This is a genomic window from Nocardia mikamii NBRC 108933 (genome assembly GCF_001613505.1).
Taxonomy (GTDB): Bacteria; Actinomycetota; Actinomycetes; order Mycobacteriales; family Mycobacteriaceae; genus Nocardia; species Nocardia mikamii.
This window is the reverse complement of the sequence record NZ_BDCM01000012.1, coordinates 361,203-379,681: the sequence shown is the minus strand read 5'-3', so window position 1 is coordinate 379,681 and position 18,479 is coordinate 361,203. Positions and strand designations below refer to the sequence as shown.

The 18,479-nt window shown below is 67.1% G+C and carries 25 protein-coding genes; 14 read left to right on the top strand and 11 right to left on the bottom strand.

What is annotated here, in order from left to right:
- The first annotated feature begins 241 nt into the window (after positions 1 to 241).
- Both NMI01S_RS16580 and NMI01S_RS16575 read left to right on the top strand, forming a co-directional pair.
- Positions 242 to 988 (top strand): IclR family transcriptional regulator, encoded by a 747-nt coding sequence (locus NMI01S_RS16580; RefSeq protein ID WP_062998150.1) that lies wholly within the window; start codon positions 242 to 244, stop codon positions 986 to 988.
- A 125-nt stretch (positions 989 to 1,113) separates the two neighbouring features.
- Positions 1,114 to 1,923 carry an alpha/beta fold hydrolase gene (locus NMI01S_RS16575; protein WP_062998724.1) on the top strand — a complete coding sequence of 270 codons (810 nt, stop codon included), beginning with the start codon at positions 1,114 to 1,116 and terminating at the stop codon, positions 1,921 to 1,923.
- A 3-nt stretch (positions 1,924 to 1,926) separates the two neighbouring features.
- On the opposite strand, the gene NMI01S_RS16570 is transcribed toward NMI01S_RS16575, so the two are convergent.
- Positions 1,927 to 2,904 carry an adenylate/guanylate cyclase domain-containing protein gene (locus NMI01S_RS16570; protein ID WP_062998723.1) on the bottom strand — a complete coding sequence of 326 codons (978 nt, stop codon included), beginning with the start codon at positions 2,902 to 2,904 and terminating at the stop codon, positions 1,927 to 1,929.
- 136 nt (positions 2,905 to 3,040) lie between these two features.
- On the opposite strand from NMI01S_RS16570, the gene NMI01S_RS16565 reads away from it, so the two are divergent.
- The gene (locus tag NMI01S_RS16565) at positions 3,041 to 3,892 is read left to right on the top strand and encodes a SigB/SigF/SigG family RNA polymerase sigma factor (RefSeq protein WP_062998722.1); all 852 of its coding nucleotides are present in this window, start codon (positions 3,041 to 3,043) and stop codon (positions 3,890 to 3,892) included.
- Positions 3,893 to 4,021: 129 nt separating this feature from the next.
- Entirely contained in the window at positions 4,022 to 4,504 is a 483-nt protein-coding gene (locus NMI01S_RS16560; RefSeq protein WP_062998148.1) for a hypothetical protein, read from the top strand.
- On the opposite strand, the gene NMI01S_RS16555 is transcribed toward NMI01S_RS16560, so the two are convergent.
- On the bottom strand, positions 4,480 to 5,277 hold the full coding sequence (locus NMI01S_RS16555; protein ID WP_062998721.1) for a hypothetical protein: 798 nt from the start codon (positions 5,275 to 5,277) through the stop codon (positions 4,480 to 4,482). The genes NMI01S_RS16560 and NMI01S_RS16555 overlap by 25 nt on opposite strands.
- A gap of 89 nt (positions 5,278 to 5,366) precedes the next feature.
- On the opposite strand from NMI01S_RS16555, the gene NMI01S_RS16550 reads away from it, so the two are divergent.
- From NMI01S_RS16550 to NMI01S_RS16535, 4 genes are all read left to right on the top strand, one after another.
- On the top strand, positions 5,367 to 5,969 hold the full coding sequence (locus NMI01S_RS16550) for a DUF4232 domain-containing protein (protein ID WP_062998146.1): 603 nt from the start codon (positions 5,367 to 5,369) through the stop codon (positions 5,967 to 5,969).
- Between the two features lie 157 nt (positions 5,970 to 6,126).
- Positions 6,127 to 7,077, top strand: coding sequence for a hypothetical protein (locus NMI01S_RS36385; protein WP_369689910.1), 951 nt, complete (start codon positions 6,127 to 6,129; stop codon positions 7,075 to 7,077).
- A 21-nt stretch (positions 7,078 to 7,098) separates the two neighbouring features.
- Positions 7,099 to 7,434, top strand: coding sequence for a PQQ-binding-like beta-propeller repeat protein (locus tag NMI01S_RS16540; RefSeq protein WP_062998144.1), 336 nt, complete (start codon positions 7,099 to 7,101; stop codon positions 7,432 to 7,434).
- 7 nt (positions 7,435 to 7,441) lie between these two features.
- Positions 7,442 to 8,497, top strand: a complete 1,056-nt coding sequence (locus NMI01S_RS16535; protein WP_062998142.1) for a glycoside hydrolase family 183 protein — start codon at positions 7,442 to 7,444, stop codon at positions 8,495 to 8,497.
- Here the strand turns inward: NMI01S_RS16535 and NMI01S_RS33750 are convergent.
- Genes NMI01S_RS33750 through NMI01S_RS16525 form a run of 3 tightly spaced genes read right to left on the bottom strand, consistent with a single transcriptional unit; the run spans position 8,425 to position 10,547 of the window.
- The gene (locus tag NMI01S_RS33750) at positions 8,425 to 8,646 is read right to left on the bottom strand and encodes a hypothetical protein (protein WP_063920755.1); all 222 of its coding nucleotides are present in this window, start codon (positions 8,644 to 8,646) and stop codon (positions 8,425 to 8,427) included. The genes NMI01S_RS16535 and NMI01S_RS33750 overlap by 73 nt on opposite strands.
- Positions 8,647 to 8,680: 34 nt before the next feature.
- On the bottom strand, positions 8,681 to 9,640 hold the full coding sequence (locus NMI01S_RS16530; RefSeq protein WP_062998140.1) for a DUF5996 family protein: 960 nt from the start codon (positions 9,638 to 9,640) through the stop codon (positions 8,681 to 8,683).
- 34 nt (positions 9,641 to 9,674) lie between these two features.
- Positions 9,675 to 10,547, bottom strand: coding sequence for an NmrA/HSCARG family protein (locus NMI01S_RS16525; protein WP_062998138.1), 873 nt, complete (start codon positions 10,545 to 10,547; stop codon positions 9,675 to 9,677).
- Positions 10,548 to 10,692: 145 nt separating this feature from the next.
- Between NMI01S_RS16525 and NMI01S_RS16520 the strand changes: the two genes are divergently transcribed.
- A complete protein-coding gene (locus NMI01S_RS16520; RefSeq protein WP_062998136.1) occupies positions 10,693 to 11,229 on the top strand; it encodes an NUDIX domain-containing protein in 537 nt (178 codons plus the stop codon).
- Here the strand turns inward: NMI01S_RS16520 and NMI01S_RS16515 are convergent.
- Positions 11,213 to 12,577: an NsdA family TPR-like regulatory protein gene (locus tag NMI01S_RS16515; protein WP_062998720.1), complete on the bottom strand. Its 1,365-nt coding sequence runs from the start codon at positions 12,575 to 12,577 to the stop codon at positions 11,213 to 11,215. The two genes, NMI01S_RS16520 and NMI01S_RS16515, sit on opposite strands and share 17 nt — an antisense overlap.
- A gap of 101 nt (positions 12,578 to 12,678) precedes the next feature.
- Here NMI01S_RS16515 and NMI01S_RS34895 point away from each other — a divergent pair, with 101 nt between their 5' ends.
- Genes NMI01S_RS34895 through NMI01S_RS16510 form a run of 3 tightly spaced genes read left to right on the top strand, consistent with a single transcriptional unit; the run spans position 12,679 to position 13,537 of the window.
- The gene (locus tag NMI01S_RS34895) at positions 12,679 to 13,011 is read left to right on the top strand and encodes a hypothetical protein (RefSeq protein ID WP_157126215.1); all 333 of its coding nucleotides are present in this window, start codon (positions 12,679 to 12,681) and stop codon (positions 13,009 to 13,011) included.
- Positions 13,008 to 13,154: a hypothetical protein gene (locus tag NMI01S_RS34890; RefSeq protein WP_157126214.1), complete on the top strand. Its 147-nt coding sequence runs from the start codon at positions 13,008 to 13,010 to the stop codon at positions 13,152 to 13,154. The genes NMI01S_RS34895 and NMI01S_RS34890 overlap by 4 nt, the downstream gene beginning before the upstream one ends.
- Before the next feature lie 17 nt (positions 13,155 to 13,171).
- Entirely contained in the window at positions 13,172 to 13,537 is a 366-nt protein-coding gene (locus NMI01S_RS16510; protein ID WP_062998134.1) for a hypothetical protein, read from the top strand.
- A 151-nt stretch (positions 13,538 to 13,688) separates the two neighbouring features.
- Here the strand turns inward: NMI01S_RS16510 and NMI01S_RS34885 are convergent, their stop codons facing one another.
- From NMI01S_RS34885 to mftA, 5 genes are all read right to left on the bottom strand, one after another.
- Complete coding sequence (locus NMI01S_RS34885; protein ID WP_062998132.1) at positions 13,689 to 14,477, bottom strand: mycofactocin-coupled SDR family oxidoreductase; 789 nt, start codon at positions 14,475 to 14,477, stop codon at positions 13,689 to 13,691.
- A complete protein-coding gene (gene mftD / locus NMI01S_RS34880; RefSeq protein ID WP_062998130.1) occupies positions 14,477 to 15,649 on the bottom strand; it encodes a pre-mycofactocin synthase MftD in 1,173 nt (390 codons plus the stop codon). The genes NMI01S_RS34885 and mftD overlap by 1 nt, the downstream gene beginning before the upstream one ends.
- A gap of 92 nt (positions 15,650 to 15,741) precedes the next feature.
- On the bottom strand, positions 15,742 to 16,920 hold the full coding sequence (mftC, locus tag NMI01S_RS16495; RefSeq protein WP_062998128.1) for a mycofactocin radical SAM maturase: 1,179 nt from the start codon (positions 16,918 to 16,920) through the stop codon (positions 15,742 to 15,744).
- Positions 16,917 to 17,222 (bottom strand): mycofactocin biosynthesis chaperone MftB, encoded by a 306-nt coding sequence (gene mftB, locus NMI01S_RS16490; RefSeq protein WP_245716894.1) that lies wholly within the window; start codon positions 17,220 to 17,222, stop codon positions 16,917 to 16,919. The genes mftC and mftB overlap by 4 nt, the downstream gene beginning before the upstream one ends.
- Positions 17,212 to 17,322 carry a mycofactocin precursor MftA gene (mftA, locus tag NMI01S_RS34165; protein ID WP_081879272.1) on the bottom strand — a complete coding sequence of 37 codons (111 nt, stop codon included), beginning with the start codon at positions 17,320 to 17,322 and terminating at the stop codon, positions 17,212 to 17,214. Before mftA ends, mftB begins: the two co-directional genes overlap by 11 nt.
- Before the next feature lie 50 nt (positions 17,323 to 17,372).
- Between mftA and mftR the strand changes: the two genes are divergently transcribed.
- Both mftR and NMI01S_RS34875 read left to right on the top strand, forming a co-directional pair.
- Positions 17,373 to 18,020 (top strand): mycofactocin system transcriptional regulator MftR, encoded by a 648-nt coding sequence (gene mftR / locus NMI01S_RS16485; RefSeq protein ID WP_369689917.1) that lies wholly within the window; start codon positions 17,373 to 17,375, stop codon positions 18,018 to 18,020.
- Positions 18,021 to 18,129: 109 nt separating this feature from the next.
- A complete protein-coding gene (locus tag NMI01S_RS34875) occupies positions 18,130 to 18,456 on the top strand; it encodes a hypothetical protein (RefSeq protein WP_157126212.1) in 327 nt (108 codons plus the stop codon).
- Positions 18,457 to 18,479 lie beyond the last annotated feature (23 nt).

Below are 18,479 nucleotides of genomic sequence, written 5' to 3'. Positions count from 1 at the left end.
ATATCCAGCGACAGTAGGGACGGACGGACCTCGTTACGAGGTAATGCTTTCCGAGGATCGGAAGGCTTGACGAAACATTGGCTCCGGGTGTATTCCGGCGCACGAGTCCTCTGTACTGGCCAATCAGCTTGATCGACCGTGCTTTTCGCGCAGCGTGATCCGAACTCGGTGCGAGTTCGCTTTCCGAATAGTGGAATGAACGAGGCGGTGCGAGCCTCCTTCCTGTGTTACCGTCCCCGGCGTGGAAGCCTCCGGAGTGCAGACCGTCACCCGCGCGCTGTCGGTCCTCGACTGTTTCCGCGACGGCGACGAACGCGGCGTATCGGAAGTCGCCCGTCAGCAGGGCCTGGCGGTGAGCACCACTCACCGCCTGCTCACCGCGCTGGTGCAGGCGGGCTTCCTGGAGAAGGACGAGGCCTCGAGCCGCTATCGCATGGGCGGCGCGCTCGCCGAATACGGTCAGATCGCCTACCGCCAGCACCGTATCTACCTCGCCGAGCCGAGCCTGGAACAGCTCGCGGCCACCACGGGCGCGAGCGCGTCGGTCGCGATCCGCCACAGCATTCATGCCGTCCTGCTCGGCACCAGCCGCTGGCGGGAGACCGACGGACATCGGCTGATGGGAGTCCGCCTGCCCCTGCACGCGAGCGCGCTGGGCAAGGCCCTGCTCGCCTGGTCCGGCGCCTCCGACGAGGTCCTGGCCACCCTCACCTACGACGAGGGCACCGCCCGGTCGGTCTCCTCCCCGGCCGAACTTCGCGCCGAACTCGATCGCACGCTCACGCGCGGGTACGCCTACAACGACGAGGAACTGGATCCCGGATTCCGGACCATCGGCCTGCCGATCCTCACCCGGGGCGGCGACTGCCGCTTCGCGCTCGGACTGCGCGGGCCCACGGCGCTGATGATCCCCGAGCGACTCCCGCTGTTCGTCGAACTCGCCAAGGTGACCGCCGCCGATATCGCCACCCGCTTCGAGGCCGGCTGAGCGGATCTTCCCCGAACCGCTGCCCGTGCGTGTCGAGAGCGCTATCGTCGCTGCCAGGTCGCCTTTGCCCATTGATTGCCGGTCGTGTGCATCTGCCCGCCGGCGCAGCGATGAAGGGACACGCCATGAGATTCACCCGTTTCGCGCAAGCCGTGTCGATCGTGTTCGCGCTGATCGCCGGTTTCGTCGTGGCGGCAGTCGGACCCGCGAATGCCCAGACCATGCCGACGATCGTGCTGGTGCACGGGGCGTTCGCCGACACCACCAGCTGGGATGCTGTCGCCGGGAATTTGCGGGCGCGGGGATACCCGGTGGTGGTGCCCGAGAATCCGCTGCGCGGACCCGCCTACGACTCCGCGGCCGTCGAGAAGACCGTCGCCGGAATCTCCGGCCCGGTGGTCCTGGTCGGCCATTCCTACGGCGGGGCGGTGATCACCAACATCCACAATCCGAACGTGCGGGCTCTGGTGTACGTGGCGGCGTTCGCGCCGGCGCAGGGTGAGCCGGTGGCGCTGGCGCTGGATCCGATCCGCTTTCCCGGCAGCCAATTACTGCCGCCCGCACTGCAGATGAAGATCGTCGACGATTCGACCAACGCCCTCGGCCGCAACCTCGACGCCTACATCGCCGACGCGTCGTTCCATCAGGTGTTCGCCCCCGACGTCAGCGACGCGACGGCGGCCACCATGCTCGCCCACCAGAAGTCCCTGGCAGTGGCGGCGAATATCGAGCCGTCCGGGGCGCCTTCGTGGTCGAGCACGCCGAGCTGGTATCTGGTCTCCGCGAACGACACCGTGATTCCGCCCGCCGCGCAGCGGTGGATGGCCGGCCGGATCGGCGCGCACACCAGCGAGGTACAGGCATCGCATGTCGCGCTCGTCTCACAGCCCGCCGCGGTAGCCGATGTGATCGCGTCGGCGGCCTCGGCGACCTGAGGATCAGCGTTGTCTGCGCTGTCGCTCCCGCAGCACATGGGAACGCAGGCGGGAGAATCCCTTGACGCGCACGCTGCGTAGGTGACGCAGGGAGAATTCGGTGTCGCCGGCCAGGGCCGCGGCCGCGCCGTCGTCCACGAGCACCGTTCCGGGACGGGCGACGCCGGTCAGCCGGGCGGCGATGTTGACCACCGTGCCGTAGAGGTCGCCGAAGCGGGTCAGCACCGGCCCGTAGGCGAGGCCCACCCGGATCTGGGGCATCTCCGAAATCGTCTGCGCCGCCCGGCCGATCGCCACGTGCAGAGCCAGCGCGATGCGCGCGCCCCGGTGCGGATCGTCGACGGCGAACATCACCTCGTCGCCCACGTTCTTGATCACCCAGCCGCCGTGGGCGGTGATCGCCTCGGTGGTGGCGGTTTCGAACGCTTCCAGCAGATCGGTCAGCTCGTCGGGGTCCAGGTGCCGCGACAGCCGGGTGTAGCCGGCCATATCGGCGAATCCGACGAGTAATTGCCGTGCGGCGCCGTCGGATTCGAGGGATCGGCTCAGCGCCGCGGCCAGATGCCGCCGCCACGCGTACTGCTGCAGATCGGTGAGCACCTCGATGGCGTGGGCGGTGGCCGCGGCGTCGGTGCCGGCGCCGAGTTCGCGGGTGATCAGGTCCGCCTGCCATTCGGCCAGTCGCGCCATCGACTGCCCGAGGGTGCGGGCGGCGGCAATCTGGTTCTGCTCGTTCACATTCGAGGTGGGGCCCAGCGCGCAGAAGGTGCGGACGGCGGCGACATCGGCGTCGGTGAACGCCGCCTCGTCGTCGCTCGCCGCGGCCGGGAACCCCAAGGCGATCCACAGTTTGCGGGCATTGTCGACCGAGACACCGGACAGCTCGGCCACCTGAGCGCGGGTGTAGCGGCGAGGACCACCGAGGAGAGTTGTTTCCACCACCGCGTCGACCACGTCGGTCGACTCACCAGACTCGCTCACCCGGCAAGTACAGCACATCGCGGCACGGATGCCACCGCCGTCGCCCGCGACGGATTCGACCGAAATTTCTTGTTTGAGCCTCCGAGTCGCGGATACCCAGGGCGGCATGGTTCATACGGAAGCTGCGGAGACGATCATGAGCACCGATACCACTGCTGCCTCGACCCGTTCCGCCACCGCTCGCGACGACGGTGGCCGCAATTCCTATGACGGGATCGAAGATTCCTTCCGTGCGCTGGCCGAACTCGATGCCACCGATCCGCGCCGCGCCCGGCTGCGGGAGCAGATCATCGCCGACTGCATGCCGCTGGCCGCCCACATCGCCCGCCGGTACGAGGGACGCGGACAGTCGCGGGAAGATCTGCAGCAGGTCGCGAACCTCGCACTGGTGCTCTCGGTGGACCGGTACGACGTGTCCCGGGGCGCACCGTTCCTGGGCTTCGCCGTGCCGACGATCATGGGGGAGGTGCGCCGGTATTTCCGCGACAGCGGGTGGGCGGTGAAGGTCCCGCGCCGCATGAAGGAGCTGCGCGCCCGTATCTCCCAGCACAGCCTGGTGCTGTCCCAGCAACTCGGTCGCGAGCCCAGCAGCCATGAGCTCGCCCGCGCCCTCGACGTCCCGGTCGAGGAGGTCGTGCAGGCAACGGTGGCGGCCAACAGCTACCTGTGCGACTCGCTCGACGAAACCCAGTCCGCAGAAAGCGACAGCCCCACGCCGCTGGGTGCCCGGCTGGCGGTCGATGAACCGCGCTACGAGTTCACCGAGGACGCGATCACGGTGAAACCGCTGATCGAGGCCCTGCCCGAGCAGGAACGCAAGATCTTGATCCAGCGCTTCTACGAGAGCAAGACCCAGTCCGAGATCGCTGCGCTGCACGGCATCTCGCAGATGCAGGTTTCGCGGATCCTGAGCCGGGTGCTCAGCGGTCTGCGCGAACAGGCCCTCGCCGAGCCCGCGCGGACTCGCCATCTCCGCGCGGTCGCCTGATCGGTTCCGTCGCTCGAATTCGCCGGTTCGTGCCCGAATGTCCGGCCCGGCGGCCATTATTGGGAAGGCGTGCCGACTCTAGACCGCAGGGTCGGTTCGTTTTCTCGGCGAGAGAGGTCCGGCCGATCGATGGCTGATACTCCCGCGGTCACCACCGCCCCGTGCGCTGTCGGCGCTTCCGGACTGTTGGTGCGCATCGACGAGGTGATGCGCCGCCACCTCGGTCACACCATGCTCCGCATCGTCACCGCGGTCACCGGTCCGGTGCACGTGGTCCCGGACTATCTGACTCTCCACGCCGCAGCGGTGGTCGACGAGGCCGTGCGGCACATCGCCGCCCACCCCGGCGCCGACACCGTGGTCGTGACGGCGTCGGTCACGACCACGGTGACGGTGGTCGTCGAAGCCGCCGGCCCGGTCGGCCTCCTGCTGCCTCCGCTGCTCGGCTCGAGCGCCCGGGCGCGGTTACTGGGCGGGCGGTGCGATATCGAGCGGGGCACCCGCCTCGTCTGGTCGGTTCCCCTGCCCGCCACCGAGTACCACGCGCGCCCGCCCGCCGGCCCGGCACGCCGGCGAATTGCCCGGCCCTACGCGAAATTCTCCGTGATGTAGTTCGCCGCTGCGGTCGTCCACGTCACGTCGGTGCCCGGCATGTCGTGGGCCGGATACAGCACGTGCTGACCGTCGGGATACGGGGTGAGGTAGCCGATCACACCATTGATGGTGATGGCGAAGCGTTGCAGGTTGGCCACCGGATTCGACATCAGGAACTGCATCAGCTGCGCGAAGATGAGATAGCTCGCGTTGCCGAAACGCGCGCCCTCGACGAAGGAGAACGGCGAGATACCCACGTCGATGATGCGCAGCGGCGAGTCGGCCGGGGAGGCGGTGATGATGTCGCCGGGATTCGCGTACTCCCGGGTCGCGACCGCCGCGGGCCAGGTGCCGTGCTGGCCGTGCAGCCCGAAGGTCGTGGGCGGGCAGAGGTTGTTCACCGAGTCGCCGGCCTTGCGCAGCGGGTTGGCGATGAAGACGGCGAAGGCGATCTCGAGCGGGCTGCCGTCGGTGTTGGTGTACTCGCCCCGGGCCACCCCCTCGAGTATCCGGCTCGCACAGATGCCGCCGAGCGAATAGCTCAGCAGCGCACAGACATTCGGCGATTGCTGGATCGCCTCGACGCCCGCGGCGACGCCCAGCCGGACCGAGGTGTCCAGCGACGGCCCCCACAGATTCGGATCCGGCCCGACGGAGGCGGGCCAGTCGGGTTCGAAGAAGCTGAAGCTGTCGGTCGAGAGCAGATCGGTGACCGCGGCCAGCATGCCCGCAGGGCTGCCGTCCGCGTTCCGGGGCTCTCCGGTTCCTCGCAACGTGATGATGTCGATCATCGGGTTCTCCTTGCCCGCGACGAACTTCGACGGATCTTCCACGGCCGGCCCCGAACCGAGTACGGTCGGGAGTTGTGAAAAGAAGGCGGATGGCGTGGTGGTCGCTCACCGCGGCCGCGGCTGTGACCGTCGCGGGCTGCGGATCGGACCAGTCGGCGCCGGACACTCCGAATACGAGCGCGGCCCCGGCCTTACACGTGGGTTCGGTACCTTCGAACGATGGTACTCCGCCCGTCCGGGATACGAATGCCGTTGCGCCACAATGCCGGACATCCGATCTCGCGGCCGCGCTGGGGCCCTCGAACGCCGCCGCCGGAACTGTCGCATTTCCGATCGTGTTCACCAACAACGGCTCCGGCTCGTGCGTTCTGGAGGGTTTTCCGGGTGTCTCCTATGCCGCCGGCCCCGACAGCTCGCCCGTCGGCGCCCCGGCCGTCCGCGACGGAGGCGCGTCCGGACCGGTGCAACTGGCGCCCGGCGGTCAGGCGTCGGCGCTCGTGTTCGCGGTCGACGTGCACAACATTCCGGCCGAGCAGTGCGGACCGGTCGAGGTGCCGGGGCTGCGAATCTACCCGCCCGACAACACCGCATCGCTGTATCTCGACCGTGCGGCGACGGCGTGCGGTAACGGACAAATGACTACGCATCAGCTGCGGGTCCGTGCCCTCGTGCCGGGCGCCGAGGGGCGGTAATTCGATCATCGACGGGTTTCGTTGGGGGAACGTCGATTACGACGCGGTCACGAGAACCGCACTATCGATGACGGGACAGGCGTAGCCTCGGACAATGAGATAGCCACCCACTCGAAACCCGGTCCTGCCGAGGACCGGTCGACTCTTGGAGGGGAATATGGTCGATTCCCTTTTCGCCGACGTGTCCGAGTTCCAAGTGCCGGTCGACGACTCTTATCCGTATCAGCTCTTCTCGTTCCGCTCCAACGACGGGACCTACCAGGACCACAACTTCTATTCGAACTATTCGTGGGCGTCCCGGGCCGCCGATTCCGGGCGCATCGCCTGCTTCATCGTCTACTTCTACTGGCGGCCGAACTGGCTCGATACCGTCGACACCCACCGGAGCATGGTCGGTCAGGCGGGTGGTCCGCATCCGAAGATGATCACGATGATCGACGTGGAATCCGGCGGCAATCCCGGTGGGGATCAATCGGACGGCATCAACCGCGCGTACTGGCGGCTGGCCGATTGGCTCGGTTCGACCCGGCGCGTCATCGGCTACGCCAACCGCCCGGATTTCGACAGTATGTGGCCGGTGCGCCCGGACGGCCTGAACATGATCGGCGCCGGTTACGGCAGAAATCCCAATCTGCCCGGCCAGATCGCGCACCAGTACACCGACGGCCAGGGGTACGGCGGCGGCCTGCCCGAGGGCGCCTCGCCCTTCGGCAACTGCGATATGAACTCCGCCGACGGATTCTCACCGGAGGATTTCGCCAACCAGGTCGGGGTCGGCACGGTGGCAACGGACCCGGTGACCGACATGTGGATTCAGTTCATGGGCATCGGCGGCAACGGCTGGCCGCAACTGGGCGGCCACACGCTCGTCGACGGTGTCGCCAGCGTGGGGCAGAGCCTCGGCCTGCCGGGCTTCGCGGCGCCGCCGGGGCCCACCCAGGTGCCGCTGCCGCGTGACTCCGACGGCCGCATCCGCGACGAGTGGATCCAGATGCGCGGACTGCAGGGCACCGGCTGGCCGCAACTGGGCGGCTGGTCCCTGGTCGACGCGATCGCGGCCATCGGGCAGAAACTCGATATCGCCGGCTTCCAGCCTCCCAACCCGTAACGTCTCCGACGGAGTATTCGCATGCCGACAATCGCCAGCACGGACGGCCGCTTCTTCGTGATCACCGACTGTGTGCCCCAGGTCCGGGCGGCGGCGGCGGCCGCCGCCGCGGGCGGAACCCTGGCCGCCCTCACCACCGCCACGGCCGCCGAGATCACGTTCCCGGAAGGGGCTTTCGCCGACGTGGCAGCCTGCGCCACACCGCAGGACGGGCCGACGGCCTGGTTCGCCACCTTCAACGGCGGGGTCCCCGACGGCTGCGTCTATGCCATCGACCTCACCACCGGAAAGGTGTGCACCGACAACGCCAACCGAGCCGCGGCATGGACGCGATTCGTCCTCGCCGCCCCGGCATGAGCCGGCGATGGCCACGCACTGGGGGACGCCGCTCACCGGATTCGCCGGAAGTACGGCGAGACAGTTCGGAGTAGGTGGCACCGATCTCGGAATCCCTTACGGCCGAGATCGTTTCGCGCCCGGCGGGTCGGGCTTCGTCTTCGGTGACACCTTCACCGGTGACAGTCAGGGGTCGGGCACGTGGCTCGGATCGCCCGTGTTGCTGTTCAGCTCCGACCTCCCGGACGCCACCACCACCTTTTCCGCGACCCCCGGTGGCGCGCCGGCGCGACAGGCCCTCACCTACCACCACAATGCCGACAATGGTTACGGGTTCGAGGTCAGCAGAATTCCCAACGACGCGTTCGTCGATCCGAACGGGCGAACGTGGCTGACCTACACCAGTGTTCACGACTGGGGCGTCCCCGATGATCGCTACGGTGCGCTGTTCTGCGGGCTGGCCTACTCCGACGACGACGGCGCCACCTGGACCGACTATGCGGCCGTCTGGCTCAACGACGGCAGTGACGGCTACGGCGGCTGGAGTCCGTTCATGATGCAGTCGTTCGCCGGCATCGGGAACAACAACGGCGACGGCTATCTCTACATCGTCTCGAAGGAGTGGGGGCGCAGCCACAATCGCAACGGCCCGATCCTGATGCGCGTGCCGTGGCAGCAGATCGCCGTCCGCGCCGACTACGAATACTGGGGCTACAACGGTTCGGCCTGGCAGTGGGGCAGTCCCACTCCCACGCCGCTGTTCGGCGGTATGGGCCCGATCGGCGAGCTGAGCGTGAAGAACATCGCCGGGACGTGGGTCATGTCCTACTTCGACGTCGCCGGCGCCTGCATCTCGACCCGCACCGCACCGGCCATCGATCGCGTCTGGACGGCGCCGAAACGGCAGGTCGTCGCCTCCGCGCCATGGTGGCAGTTCTGGGTCCGTACCTTCCCTCAACTCTACGGCGGCTACATCCACCCTCGGTCGAGCTCCCTCACGGACATCACTCTCTATGTCTCCCAATGGAATACCACCACGAACAGCCCGTACTGGGTGATGCAGTTCGACGGCATCACACCGTAGCCGCCGGGGTCAGCGACCTTCGACATCGACGCCGCATCCGGATCGGACCAGCCGACCGCGACCATATCGGGCCGGCCGGCGGCGCGGAATCCCTCGCGCCGCTGGGCGATCTCGGTGCGCAGGCCGGGATCCGACTGCGCCTGCAGCATGAAGGCCTCGGTGCCGCTGTGTCTTTCGCGTCCGTCAGCGCAGGGACCAGGGGGCCGCCGCTCGTTTCTCGGACCACCGATGCGGATCGCATTCGAGATCGGCGCGATCCCATTGGCCCAATTCGGCTGCCGCAGCGTAGGTTTCACGTAGAAAGGCGGCCACGACGGCGTTCGGATCCTCGGCCGTCCGCACCGTTTCGTACGGAAGAACGAATTCCCCCAGCGCGGTGTCGTAGCCCGCCCCTGGCACCTGAAGCTGCCGCTCGCGGTAGCCCTCCGGTTCGGGATACGCGTAGGCGTAGAACGCGCCTTCCTCGCCGCCGCCGGGCCAGAATCCGCAACTGCTGAGTTCGTGGGAATAACCCTCCACCATGACCCAATCGGCACAGTGCGGCGCACCGCCGCCGTGTTCCGGCGCGCTTCGCCCCGAGAACCGGGTGTAGGCCAGATCCATTGCGCCCCAGAAGAAATGCACCGGACTGGACTTGCCGATATACCCCGCCCGGAACTCGTTGAGCGCGCGATCCGCATGCACGAGTTGCCGCCAGAACGCCCGTGCGGACTCCGGATCGTAGGAGGCGTGCCGGGTGTCCTCGGCGAAGGGGATGGACGGGTCGACCTCGTTGGGGCGCGCCTGGATTCGCGTCCGCAATCCCAGCTCGTCGAGCGCCCGCATCGTTTCGGCGTAGAACTGCGCCACCGACTTGGGCTCGAGCGCCACAGTGCGCATATCGCCGGTGTCGGCACGGATAACCAACCGCTCCGCGAGAAAGTCGAATTCGATATCGAACAGCCGATCACCGTAAGGTATCGCCGGCGTCATCAGCCCCAGCGGACTCACGAAAAGCGTCACCTGCCACCAATGATTCAACAGCGGCGCGTGCGCGAGCCGGACCTTTCCGACCACCTGCATCCACATATGCAGCGTCTCCCGCGTCTCCGCCCACTCCGCGACCCGCAACCGCGGCCACGTGGTGGAATTCGTCTCCGGCATATCGGGGTCCCTTCGTTGTCGATGTCGATGCGAGTCACGGATTGCGGGGAGATTCCGCCTTCACCGCGGGAAGGGTCCGTAGCGCCCAGTCACGAAACGACGTCCACTCGACCTCGGGCGTCGCGCGATGCAGAGCCTCGATGTCGACGCGGTAGCCGCCGGCGTCGAGGAATGCCCACATGGCGTGCATATCCGGATTGCCGATGGCGTCGAGCGAGGTCTGCCGATGAACGACCGGCCGGCCCAGCGCGTCACCGATGGCGGCGGCCATATCGGCGGGCGTGGGTGCGTCGCCGGCCAGTTCGACGCGCTCGCCGAGATAGCGGTCCGGCTCGCGCAGGACAAGAGCGACGAACTGCCCGAGATCTTCTCGCGCGAGCTGCTGTAGCGGGCGATCGGAAGGTAGGGGTAGCTCCAGCACACCGTCGAGAAGCTCCCGGCGGCCACCGAGCGCGTTGTCGAAGAAATACGTCGGTGCGACGACGGTCGCCGGCAGACCACTGGCCGTGAGTTCCTGCTCGATCACCGCCTTGCTCTCGAAATGCGGAACCATCGTGTTCTGATCCGCCGACGCCACGGAACTGAACACCAGATGCGGCACCCCCGCATCGCCGGCCGCCCCGATGATCGCCCGCCCCTGCCGGACCTCCGCATCGGCACCCGCCTCGAACGGTGTGGTCAGCGCGAACACGCCCGCGACATTCGCCATCGCCGCCGCGAGCGCGGCCCGGTCGTCCAGCGACCCGCCCACCAGTTCAGCGCCGCGCTCACCGAGCCGCCGCGCCCCACGCCCCTGCGGATCGCGCACCATCGCGCGCACCGCCACCCCGCGCGAGAGCAATGCGTCGGCAACAGCGCCGCCTTGTCCCCCCGTAGCTCCGAGTACCAGTACTGGAGGATGTGTCACAGCACTCCAATCCGATCAATTGGTCAGAAGTACCGCCAGGCTACGTCAGCGCAATCGAGAGTGGTGATCGTTCTCTCCCGTGCGGTCGGGGGAATTCGCCCCGAGGCGGCCGCGCCCGGATACGAGTTCGCGATACCGTCGGGATGTGACGCGTACCCAGTGGACCATCCTCGGCGAGACCTTGGTCGACGAAAACCGGCACATACGGCTGTCGACGGTCGACGTGGAGTTGCCGGACGGCGTGAGGTTCACTCAGTACGTCGCCCGCATGCCGAGATGTGCGATGACAGTAGTGCTCAACGACAGCCGCGAAATCCTGCTCATGTACCGGCACCGATTCATCATCGATCGATGGGTGTGGGAATTGCCCGGAGGGTATGTCGACGGAGCCGAAGACGTCGCGGCCGCGGCGGCTCGGGAAGTGGAGGAGGAAACCGGGTGGCGGCCTAAGTCGATGCGGCATCTGGTTACCTACCAGCCCGCGATCGGCACCCTCGACCACCCACAAGAGGTCTACTTGTCCCAAGGTGCCGAACTGACCGACACCGCACCGGATGTCAACGAAGCGGAGGACATTCGTTGGATTCCGTTGGATGAGGCCGCGAAGATGATCGAGCGTGGCGAAATCGTCGGTGCCGCCACGGTGATCGGTGTGTACCGCGCGCTCAGTACGGTCGTGTAGTAAGAATGTGCACCTCGTGCTGGAAGTCGGCAACTTCTGGGAGGCCCTTGTGCCGATCGAGCCGGCGGCGCAGCTCACGTAGATACGCGTAGCTGCGTTGCGAGGAGATCGCGGACACGAGTTCGACTGCCTCGCGACCGACGCGCACCGCCTCGAGTGGATCCTCGGCTGTTCGAGCAGACGCCAGCAGGGTCAGGTTGAAGGCGCGACCTCGCTGGTAGCCGGACGACATCTGGAGAGACTGTTCGGCGAAGCGAGCGGCACGTGCGTCGTCGCCCAGTTCGCGAAAACAATGTGCCGTCTTGGCTGACATGTATGCGGCGTCGAAATACGACAGCCATTCCGGGCAACCTGTTCGGTCGCCCTTCTCGAACGATCGCTCTGCTGCGCTCAATGACGCGGCACACGAGGAGTTGTCCTGCCGAGCCGCGTGACCGTGCGCCTCGGCCAAATGACATTCCGACTCCAAGGCAGCGGAACTTGTGGCTCGGGCCGTCATGCGGGCCGCGCGAGCCAGGTCGATGGCGTCGCCCGGGCGACCCACGTAGGTCGCCTGATGGCTCATAGCGGCCAATATCTCAGCGCCCAGACCGCGATCGTTCGCCGCTCGGGCGAGTCGGAGAGCCTGAATCAGGTAGCGCTGTGCGAGACCGTGCTCCTCTTGGTCGTACGCCGCCCATCCGGCGATTTTCGTCAATTCGGCAGCCGCCGAGAACAGTGGTCGCCCAATGGTTTCGGCATAGCTCCCGCGCAGCAATGGAGCTACCGAACTGTGGAGATAGTGCACGATCGTCGACCGCACCCTGCCCCCTCCGGCTCGATTGTCGAGGTCCCGGAATGTTCTCGTCATGGCGAGAACGCCTTCGACATCGACACTTCCCACTCGACGGCGACCGGCAGAGACGGGATGGTCGGGTCCGAGCATCGTCAACCAGCGCATCGATGCCGCGGGATAGACAGCTACGGCGTATGAAGCGTCGAGCAGGTACCGGCGTCGCTCGGTGTCAGCGCGCCACAGCGTTGTTACGGAGCCCAACGCCTCGGACAAACTCAGCGAGAATTCCAAACCGAGGTCGCCGGAACCGGAACTTGCGGACATGCCGCAGTCCGCGGGCACAATTCGTCGACCCAGGATCTCCGAGAATGCAGCCGCAATCAGTTGAGGTGCCGGGGGATTCGGCTGTTCACCGCTCAACCATCGCCCGACCGATGTGTGATCGTATGAGAGATCGAGGCCGACAGCTTTTCCCGCATCGTTGATTCGCCTTGCGAGGCCGCCTCGGCTGATCGCCCCTTCGTTCAGGAGCTCCGTGAGTTCGAGGTTGGGTTGTTTGGGCTTACGTCCCATGATCGGAGTGTGGCACGCGTAATCAACGCTTTCCAACAACATTCGGCAATCACACACCCCCTGCGCACACGCCCACCCCCGCTGCATTCCGCGTACATCCTGTGACGACATCTGCCCGGCTCGCGCGTGTTCCGGCCGCTGCCTCATTTCGTGTGTTCTCGGTTCATGGATGCGATTCGAAGGCCGATGCGATGGTGGGACTGCCGATGAAGCCGAAAATGAACAGATCGGATTCTGTGGTGCTGTCGCTGCTGGCACCCGGTGGTCTGTTGACCACCGGGCAAATTCGCCGGGATGCGGCATCGGCGGGGTGGCGTGTACGCGTCGCGCTTACTCGCCTGTCAACGCGCGGATTCGTTGTTTTCAGCAGTTCACGGGCGCGGTGGCAGATCAGCGAACGCGGTCGCCGGGCGCTGGAGGAAAGGCAGTCATGACCGGATGGGCTTTGTGCGGCTTCGCCGTCTGCATCGGTCTACCGCTGGTCGTTCTGGTTGCTACCTTGTTTGTCCCGCAGCGCATTCCGAAGGACCGCAAGGTCGACGCCATTCGCCGGCGGATCGAGAACGAAGACCGATGACTTCGCAAGGCGATGCGATGGACGATGAAATCTCCGCACAAGCAATGGGTTACGTCTGTGTGGACCTCGTGAAAACCGCGCACCGGTTCGATCTGCCGATGCGGGCAGTCGCCCGACGGCTCGGCTATGTCTACATCGGGCTGACCGAGAGCGGCAGCCTGATCGTTCCGGAGGCCCTGCTCGATCACCTGTCGGCCCATCGGATCGAGCTGCTGATCGTGCCCGACCTCGGACATCTCCGTGGGCGGGTTCCGCCGGAACTGGCGGATATCACCGATATTCACGACCTTTCCGGTCGGTCCACGTACGAGCGGGGCGGCGGTTATGCGCCGGACCATGGTGCGGTGAATCCGCTCGCCCCGGACCCGCCGGCGGGCCGGTAGTACGGCACGGGCGGCGGCGAAACAAGATCCCTCTACGCACTCTGCGGACTGACCGTGGCCACACTCGCCCACGACTCGGGGCTGGGAATCGCTGCGCCGGAATGGATGTGAGCGGCCGCGACCGCTGGTCGGTCACCGGGGAGCTCGGCGGTCACGACACGAATCCCCCGTCGGCGTGCACCACACTTCCGGTGACGGCGGCGGAGTCGGGGGTGCACAGCCATGCGATGGTGGCGGCGACCTCGTCCGGTTCGAGGATGCGGTCGAGGAGTTGATGGGAGGCGAAGTCGTCGACGGTGTCGAGGTGGTAGAGGCGGGCGGTTTCGGTGAGCAGGGCGGTGCGGGTGGAGCCGGGGGAGACGGCGGTGGCGGTGATGCCGGTGCCGCGCAGGTCGTGGGCGAGTCCTTTGATCAGGCCGACGACGGCGTGTTTGGCCGCGTTGTAACCGGAGAGGTGCCACATGCCGTGGTGGGCGGCCGCGGAGGCGAGGGCGATGAAGCGGCCGGTGCGAGGTTCGGGTCGGGCGAGCATGGCGGGGATGGCGACCCGGGCGAGGTTGGCGGTGCCGTGGACGCCGATGTCGAACATCGGCGCCCAGTCGGCGTGGCTGGTTTCCCAGAGCGGGCGGCCGCCGGTCATGACGGCTGCGGCGGCGACGGCCGCGTCGAGCCGTCCGAAACTGTCCATCGCGAGTTCCACTGTGCGATCGAGGCTTTCGATATCGCGCACATCCGATTCGACGTCGAGGACTGTCCCCGCATGCGCGGCGGCCACCGCCGCGAGCTGATCGCGGGTGCCGAGCGGATAGCCGAGAACGGGGTCGTCGCGGCAGATGTCCACGGCCACGACACGCCAGCCCGCGGCGGCGAGCCGGTGGACGGTGGCGGCGCCGATGCCCCGCGCGGCACCGGTGACGATGGCGACCGGGGCGGGGGCCACTACATGCCCCGGGTGAAACCGTCGGGGACGATGACGTCGTCGGGGGTGAGGTCGTGGATGGAGGAGTGGCCGAGTCCGTAGAGCGCGGAGTCGATGCCCTGGCGGATGACTTCGAGGACGTTGTGGACGCCGCGGTCCCCGGCGGCGGCCATGCCCCACAGGTACGGCCGGCCGATCATGACCGCGTCGGCTCCGAGGGCGAGCGCCTTCACGACGTCGCTGCCGCGGCGCACACCACCGTCGAGCAGGATCTCGACCTGACCGCCGACAGCCTGAACGACGCTGGGCAGCATGCGAATCGCGGCCGGGGTGGTGTCGAGATTGTTGCCGCCGTGGTTGGAGACGGACAGGGCGGTGGCGCCGATGTCGACGGCGCGTTTGGCATCGTCGGGGCGGCCGATGCCCTTGATGAGAAACGGCCCGTCCCATTGCTGCCGCAGCCAGGCCAGGTCGTCCCAGGTGACCGGCGGGGTGCCCATCCATTCGCCGTAGGCGCCGAAGAACGTCGGGCCCTGCTGCCCGCGCGGGACGAGGTTGGGGGTGGTGAGGTCGGGGAGTTTTCCGGTGCGGGCGAAGCGCCACAGCCAGCCGGGTTTGGTGACGACCTGGGGTGCGAAGCGTACGGCGGTCTTCAGATCGACGCGTTCGGGGAGCGCTGGACTGCCCCAGTCGCGGGCGGTGGCGAAGACCCAGTCGAGGGTGACGATGATCCCCTTGGCGCCTGCTTCACGCGCACGGTCGAGGCGGGCGACCATTTCGTCTTTGGTTCCGAGCCAATAGATTTGGAAGAAGGTCTTGTCGTTGGCGGCGACGACCTCCTCGATCGGCTTGGATCCGAACGAGGACAGGCCGAGCGCGGTGCCCGACATCGCGGCCCCGCGTGCGACGCCGACCTCACCGGCGGGGTCGACCGCCTGGACGCCGGTGGGGGAGCAGATCACCGGCATCGAAATATCTTGTCCGAGAACGGTGGTGCTCAGGTCGCGGGTGGCGGGCAGGTCGGCGATGTGGGGATGCAGGCCGAGTTCGGTGAAGGCGGCGGCGTTGTCGTCGAGGGTGGCGCCGGCTTCGGAGCCGGCCAGCAGGGCCAGGTAGACGGGTTTGGGGACGCGCTTCTTCGCGCGGCGCTGGGCCTCGGCGACCGATTCGAACCAGTCACGGGTGCTTGCCATGAGAATCCTTGTCCTATAATTGATTTCTTTTGAGCAGGGCTGAACGCCGTTGAAACGTGCAGAGTTTCAACGGTTTGTCGCAGCGGCTTCTGTCAGGTGAGCCCGGCGAGCGGGCTGGTGTCGCAGGCTCGATCAGGCGCGGTGCTCCGGCTGCGGGTGGGGATGCCGAGGGCGACCGTGCGCCGCGGCGCGCTACGCGAGTGGTTCTTGTCCGGCTGGGGTTTGGCGCCGACGCCGGCGAGGGCGAGTTCGGCGTTGCCCTTCACGCATTCGGGGTCGGGGCCGTCGAGGGGGAGTCCGGTGAAGAATTTCGCGGCCATGCATCCGCCCTGGCAGGTGTCGTAGGCCGAACACGAGATGCACGCGCCGCCGGTTTGTGGTTGCCGCAGCCGCGCGAACAGATCCGATGTGCGCCAGACGCTGTCGAATCCGCCGGTGTCGCGGACGTTGCCGGCGAGGAATTCGTCGTGGATGGCGAACGGGCAGGCGTAGACGTCGCCGACCGGATCGACCAGGCACACCACCCGCCCGGCCCCGCACAGGTTCAGCCCGGCGATCGGGGTGGAGCCGAGCGCGTTGAGGTGGAAGAACGAGTCCCCGGTCAGCACCCCCTCGCCGTGGGCGACGAGCCAGTCGTAGATCTGCAACTGCTGGTCGGTGGTCGGGTGCAGCTCGTTCCACACGTCGGCACCCCGCCCCGAGGGACGCAACCGCGTGATGCGCAGCTGGGCGCCGAACCGGTCGGCGATGGCCTTGAACTCGTCGAGTTGATCCACGTTGTGGCGGGTCATCACCACCGAGATCTTGAAGTTCTCGAATCCGGCGTCGGCGAGGTTGCCCATGGCCCGCATCGCGGTATCGAAGGATCCCGGACCGCGCACCGCGTCGTTGACCTCGGCGGTGGCGCCGTCGATGGAGATCTGCACGTCGACGTAATCGGTCGCGGCCAGCTGCCGGGCCCGTTCCGGGGTGAGCCGAACTCCGTTGGTGGAGAACTTGACCCCGACGTGGTGGGCGACCGCGTAGTCGAGTAGTTCCCAGAAGTCGCTGCGGACGGTGGGTTCGCCGCCGCCGATGTTGACGTAGAAGACCTGCATGCGTTCGAGGTCGTCGATGAATGCCTTGCATTCGGCGGTGGACAGTTCGCGCGGGTCGCGCCGGCCCGACGACGACAGGCAGTGTTCGCAGGCCAGGTTGCAGGCGTAGGTGAGTTCCCAGGTCAGGCAGATCGGGGCGTCGAGGCCGTGTTTGAAATGTTCGACCAGCTTCATCGGTGATCCTGTTCGTCCGGGCCGGCGGGACGCGGCGTGATGGTGCCCGCCTCGAGCAGATCGGCGAGCGCGCTCAGATAGCGGGGATGTTCGGCGTCGGCGACCCCCGCGGCCGCCACGGCAGCGGCCGCGGAAGGATGTTCGGCCAGCCCCTGCACGACCGCCACCAGCTGCTTGGTCTTCAGGAACGACAGCCGCCGCGTGGTGAAGTCGTAGACCAGCGCTCCGAACGGCTCGGGCCGCAGCGAGATCGAGGGCGCGAGCCGATAGGAGCCGGCCGGATCGAAGCCGTCAGTAGACACCGCACATGCCATCGATCGAGACATCCTCGACGAGCAGGTCGTCTTCGACGAGCGCGTCCTCGGCGGGGACTACTGTCTGGCTGGTGATGGGTTCGTTCATGACCGCTCCTAGGGGATGGGATCGGGATAACGGGTGTGAGGCACAGCATAATGTCACCGGGTGACAAAATGGAAGGGGTGACGGCGGAAAAGTCTGTCGCACCGCGCGCCAGGGCGGGTCGCAGGCCCTCTACCAGCGCGGACGAGTTGGAACGGGTCGCATTCGAGCTGTTCGAACAGCGCGGATTCGACGACACCACGGTCGAGGACATCGCGGCCGCCGTCGGGGTCAGCAAGCGGACCTTCTTCCGCTACTTCGAATCCAAGAACGACGTGGTGTGGGGCAACTTCAGCGAACAACTACAGGCGATGCGCGAACTGTTCGATCGATGCCCGCCCGATCAGCCGGTCGCCGACGCGGTGCGCGGTGTGGTGGTCGAGTTCAACCGCTTCGACCCGGCTCAGGTGCCGTGGCATCGCAAGCGCATGGAGCTGATTTTGAAAGTTCCCGCGCTGCAGGCGCATTCGACGCTGCGCTATCAGGAGTGGCGCAACGTGGTCGCCGAATTCGTGGCCGACCGGCTGGGTATCGGCACGCGTGATCTGCTCGCTCAGGTCGCCGGACACTGCGCCCTCGGCGTCGCGATCGCGGGATACGAACACTGGCTCGACCATCCCGACCAGGAGCTCACCGACATTCTCGACCGCGCGCTGCGGAGTTGGGGTTCCGGATTCGGCGCGGAGCCGGCGACCACGTAGGGACGACCGCGGGAAAGGTGTCGACTACGGAGAAGACGCCGCGGAGGGCCACGGCTACGTAGAAAAGTACGTAGTTCTACGGTCGCCGATCGCCTGCGTGGGAGGAAGGGTGGACCGGAGTCAGCCGGCACTACCGCTCGGGAACGAAGATGAACGCAGAGAATCGGCAGCGGCGCTGCTGCGGCAGCGCGACCTCGGCCCTCAGGGTGCTGTGCTGAGGCCCGGCAGCGGGGACGCGGTGCGCAACGATGTGCACGTGCGTATCTGGCTGGGCGGAACGGCCTTCGATTACCGGGCCGCCGCCGCGGCAGTGGACAATATCGTCCGGGACTGGCGGCGCAAGCGCTGGTGCACGCTCGAATTCATACTCGGCACCATCGACGGCCGCCTCCCGGAGAACCGCTTGCCGAACGAGCGACTGTTTCTCGGTCCGTAATCCACCGCCGACCGGTATGGATG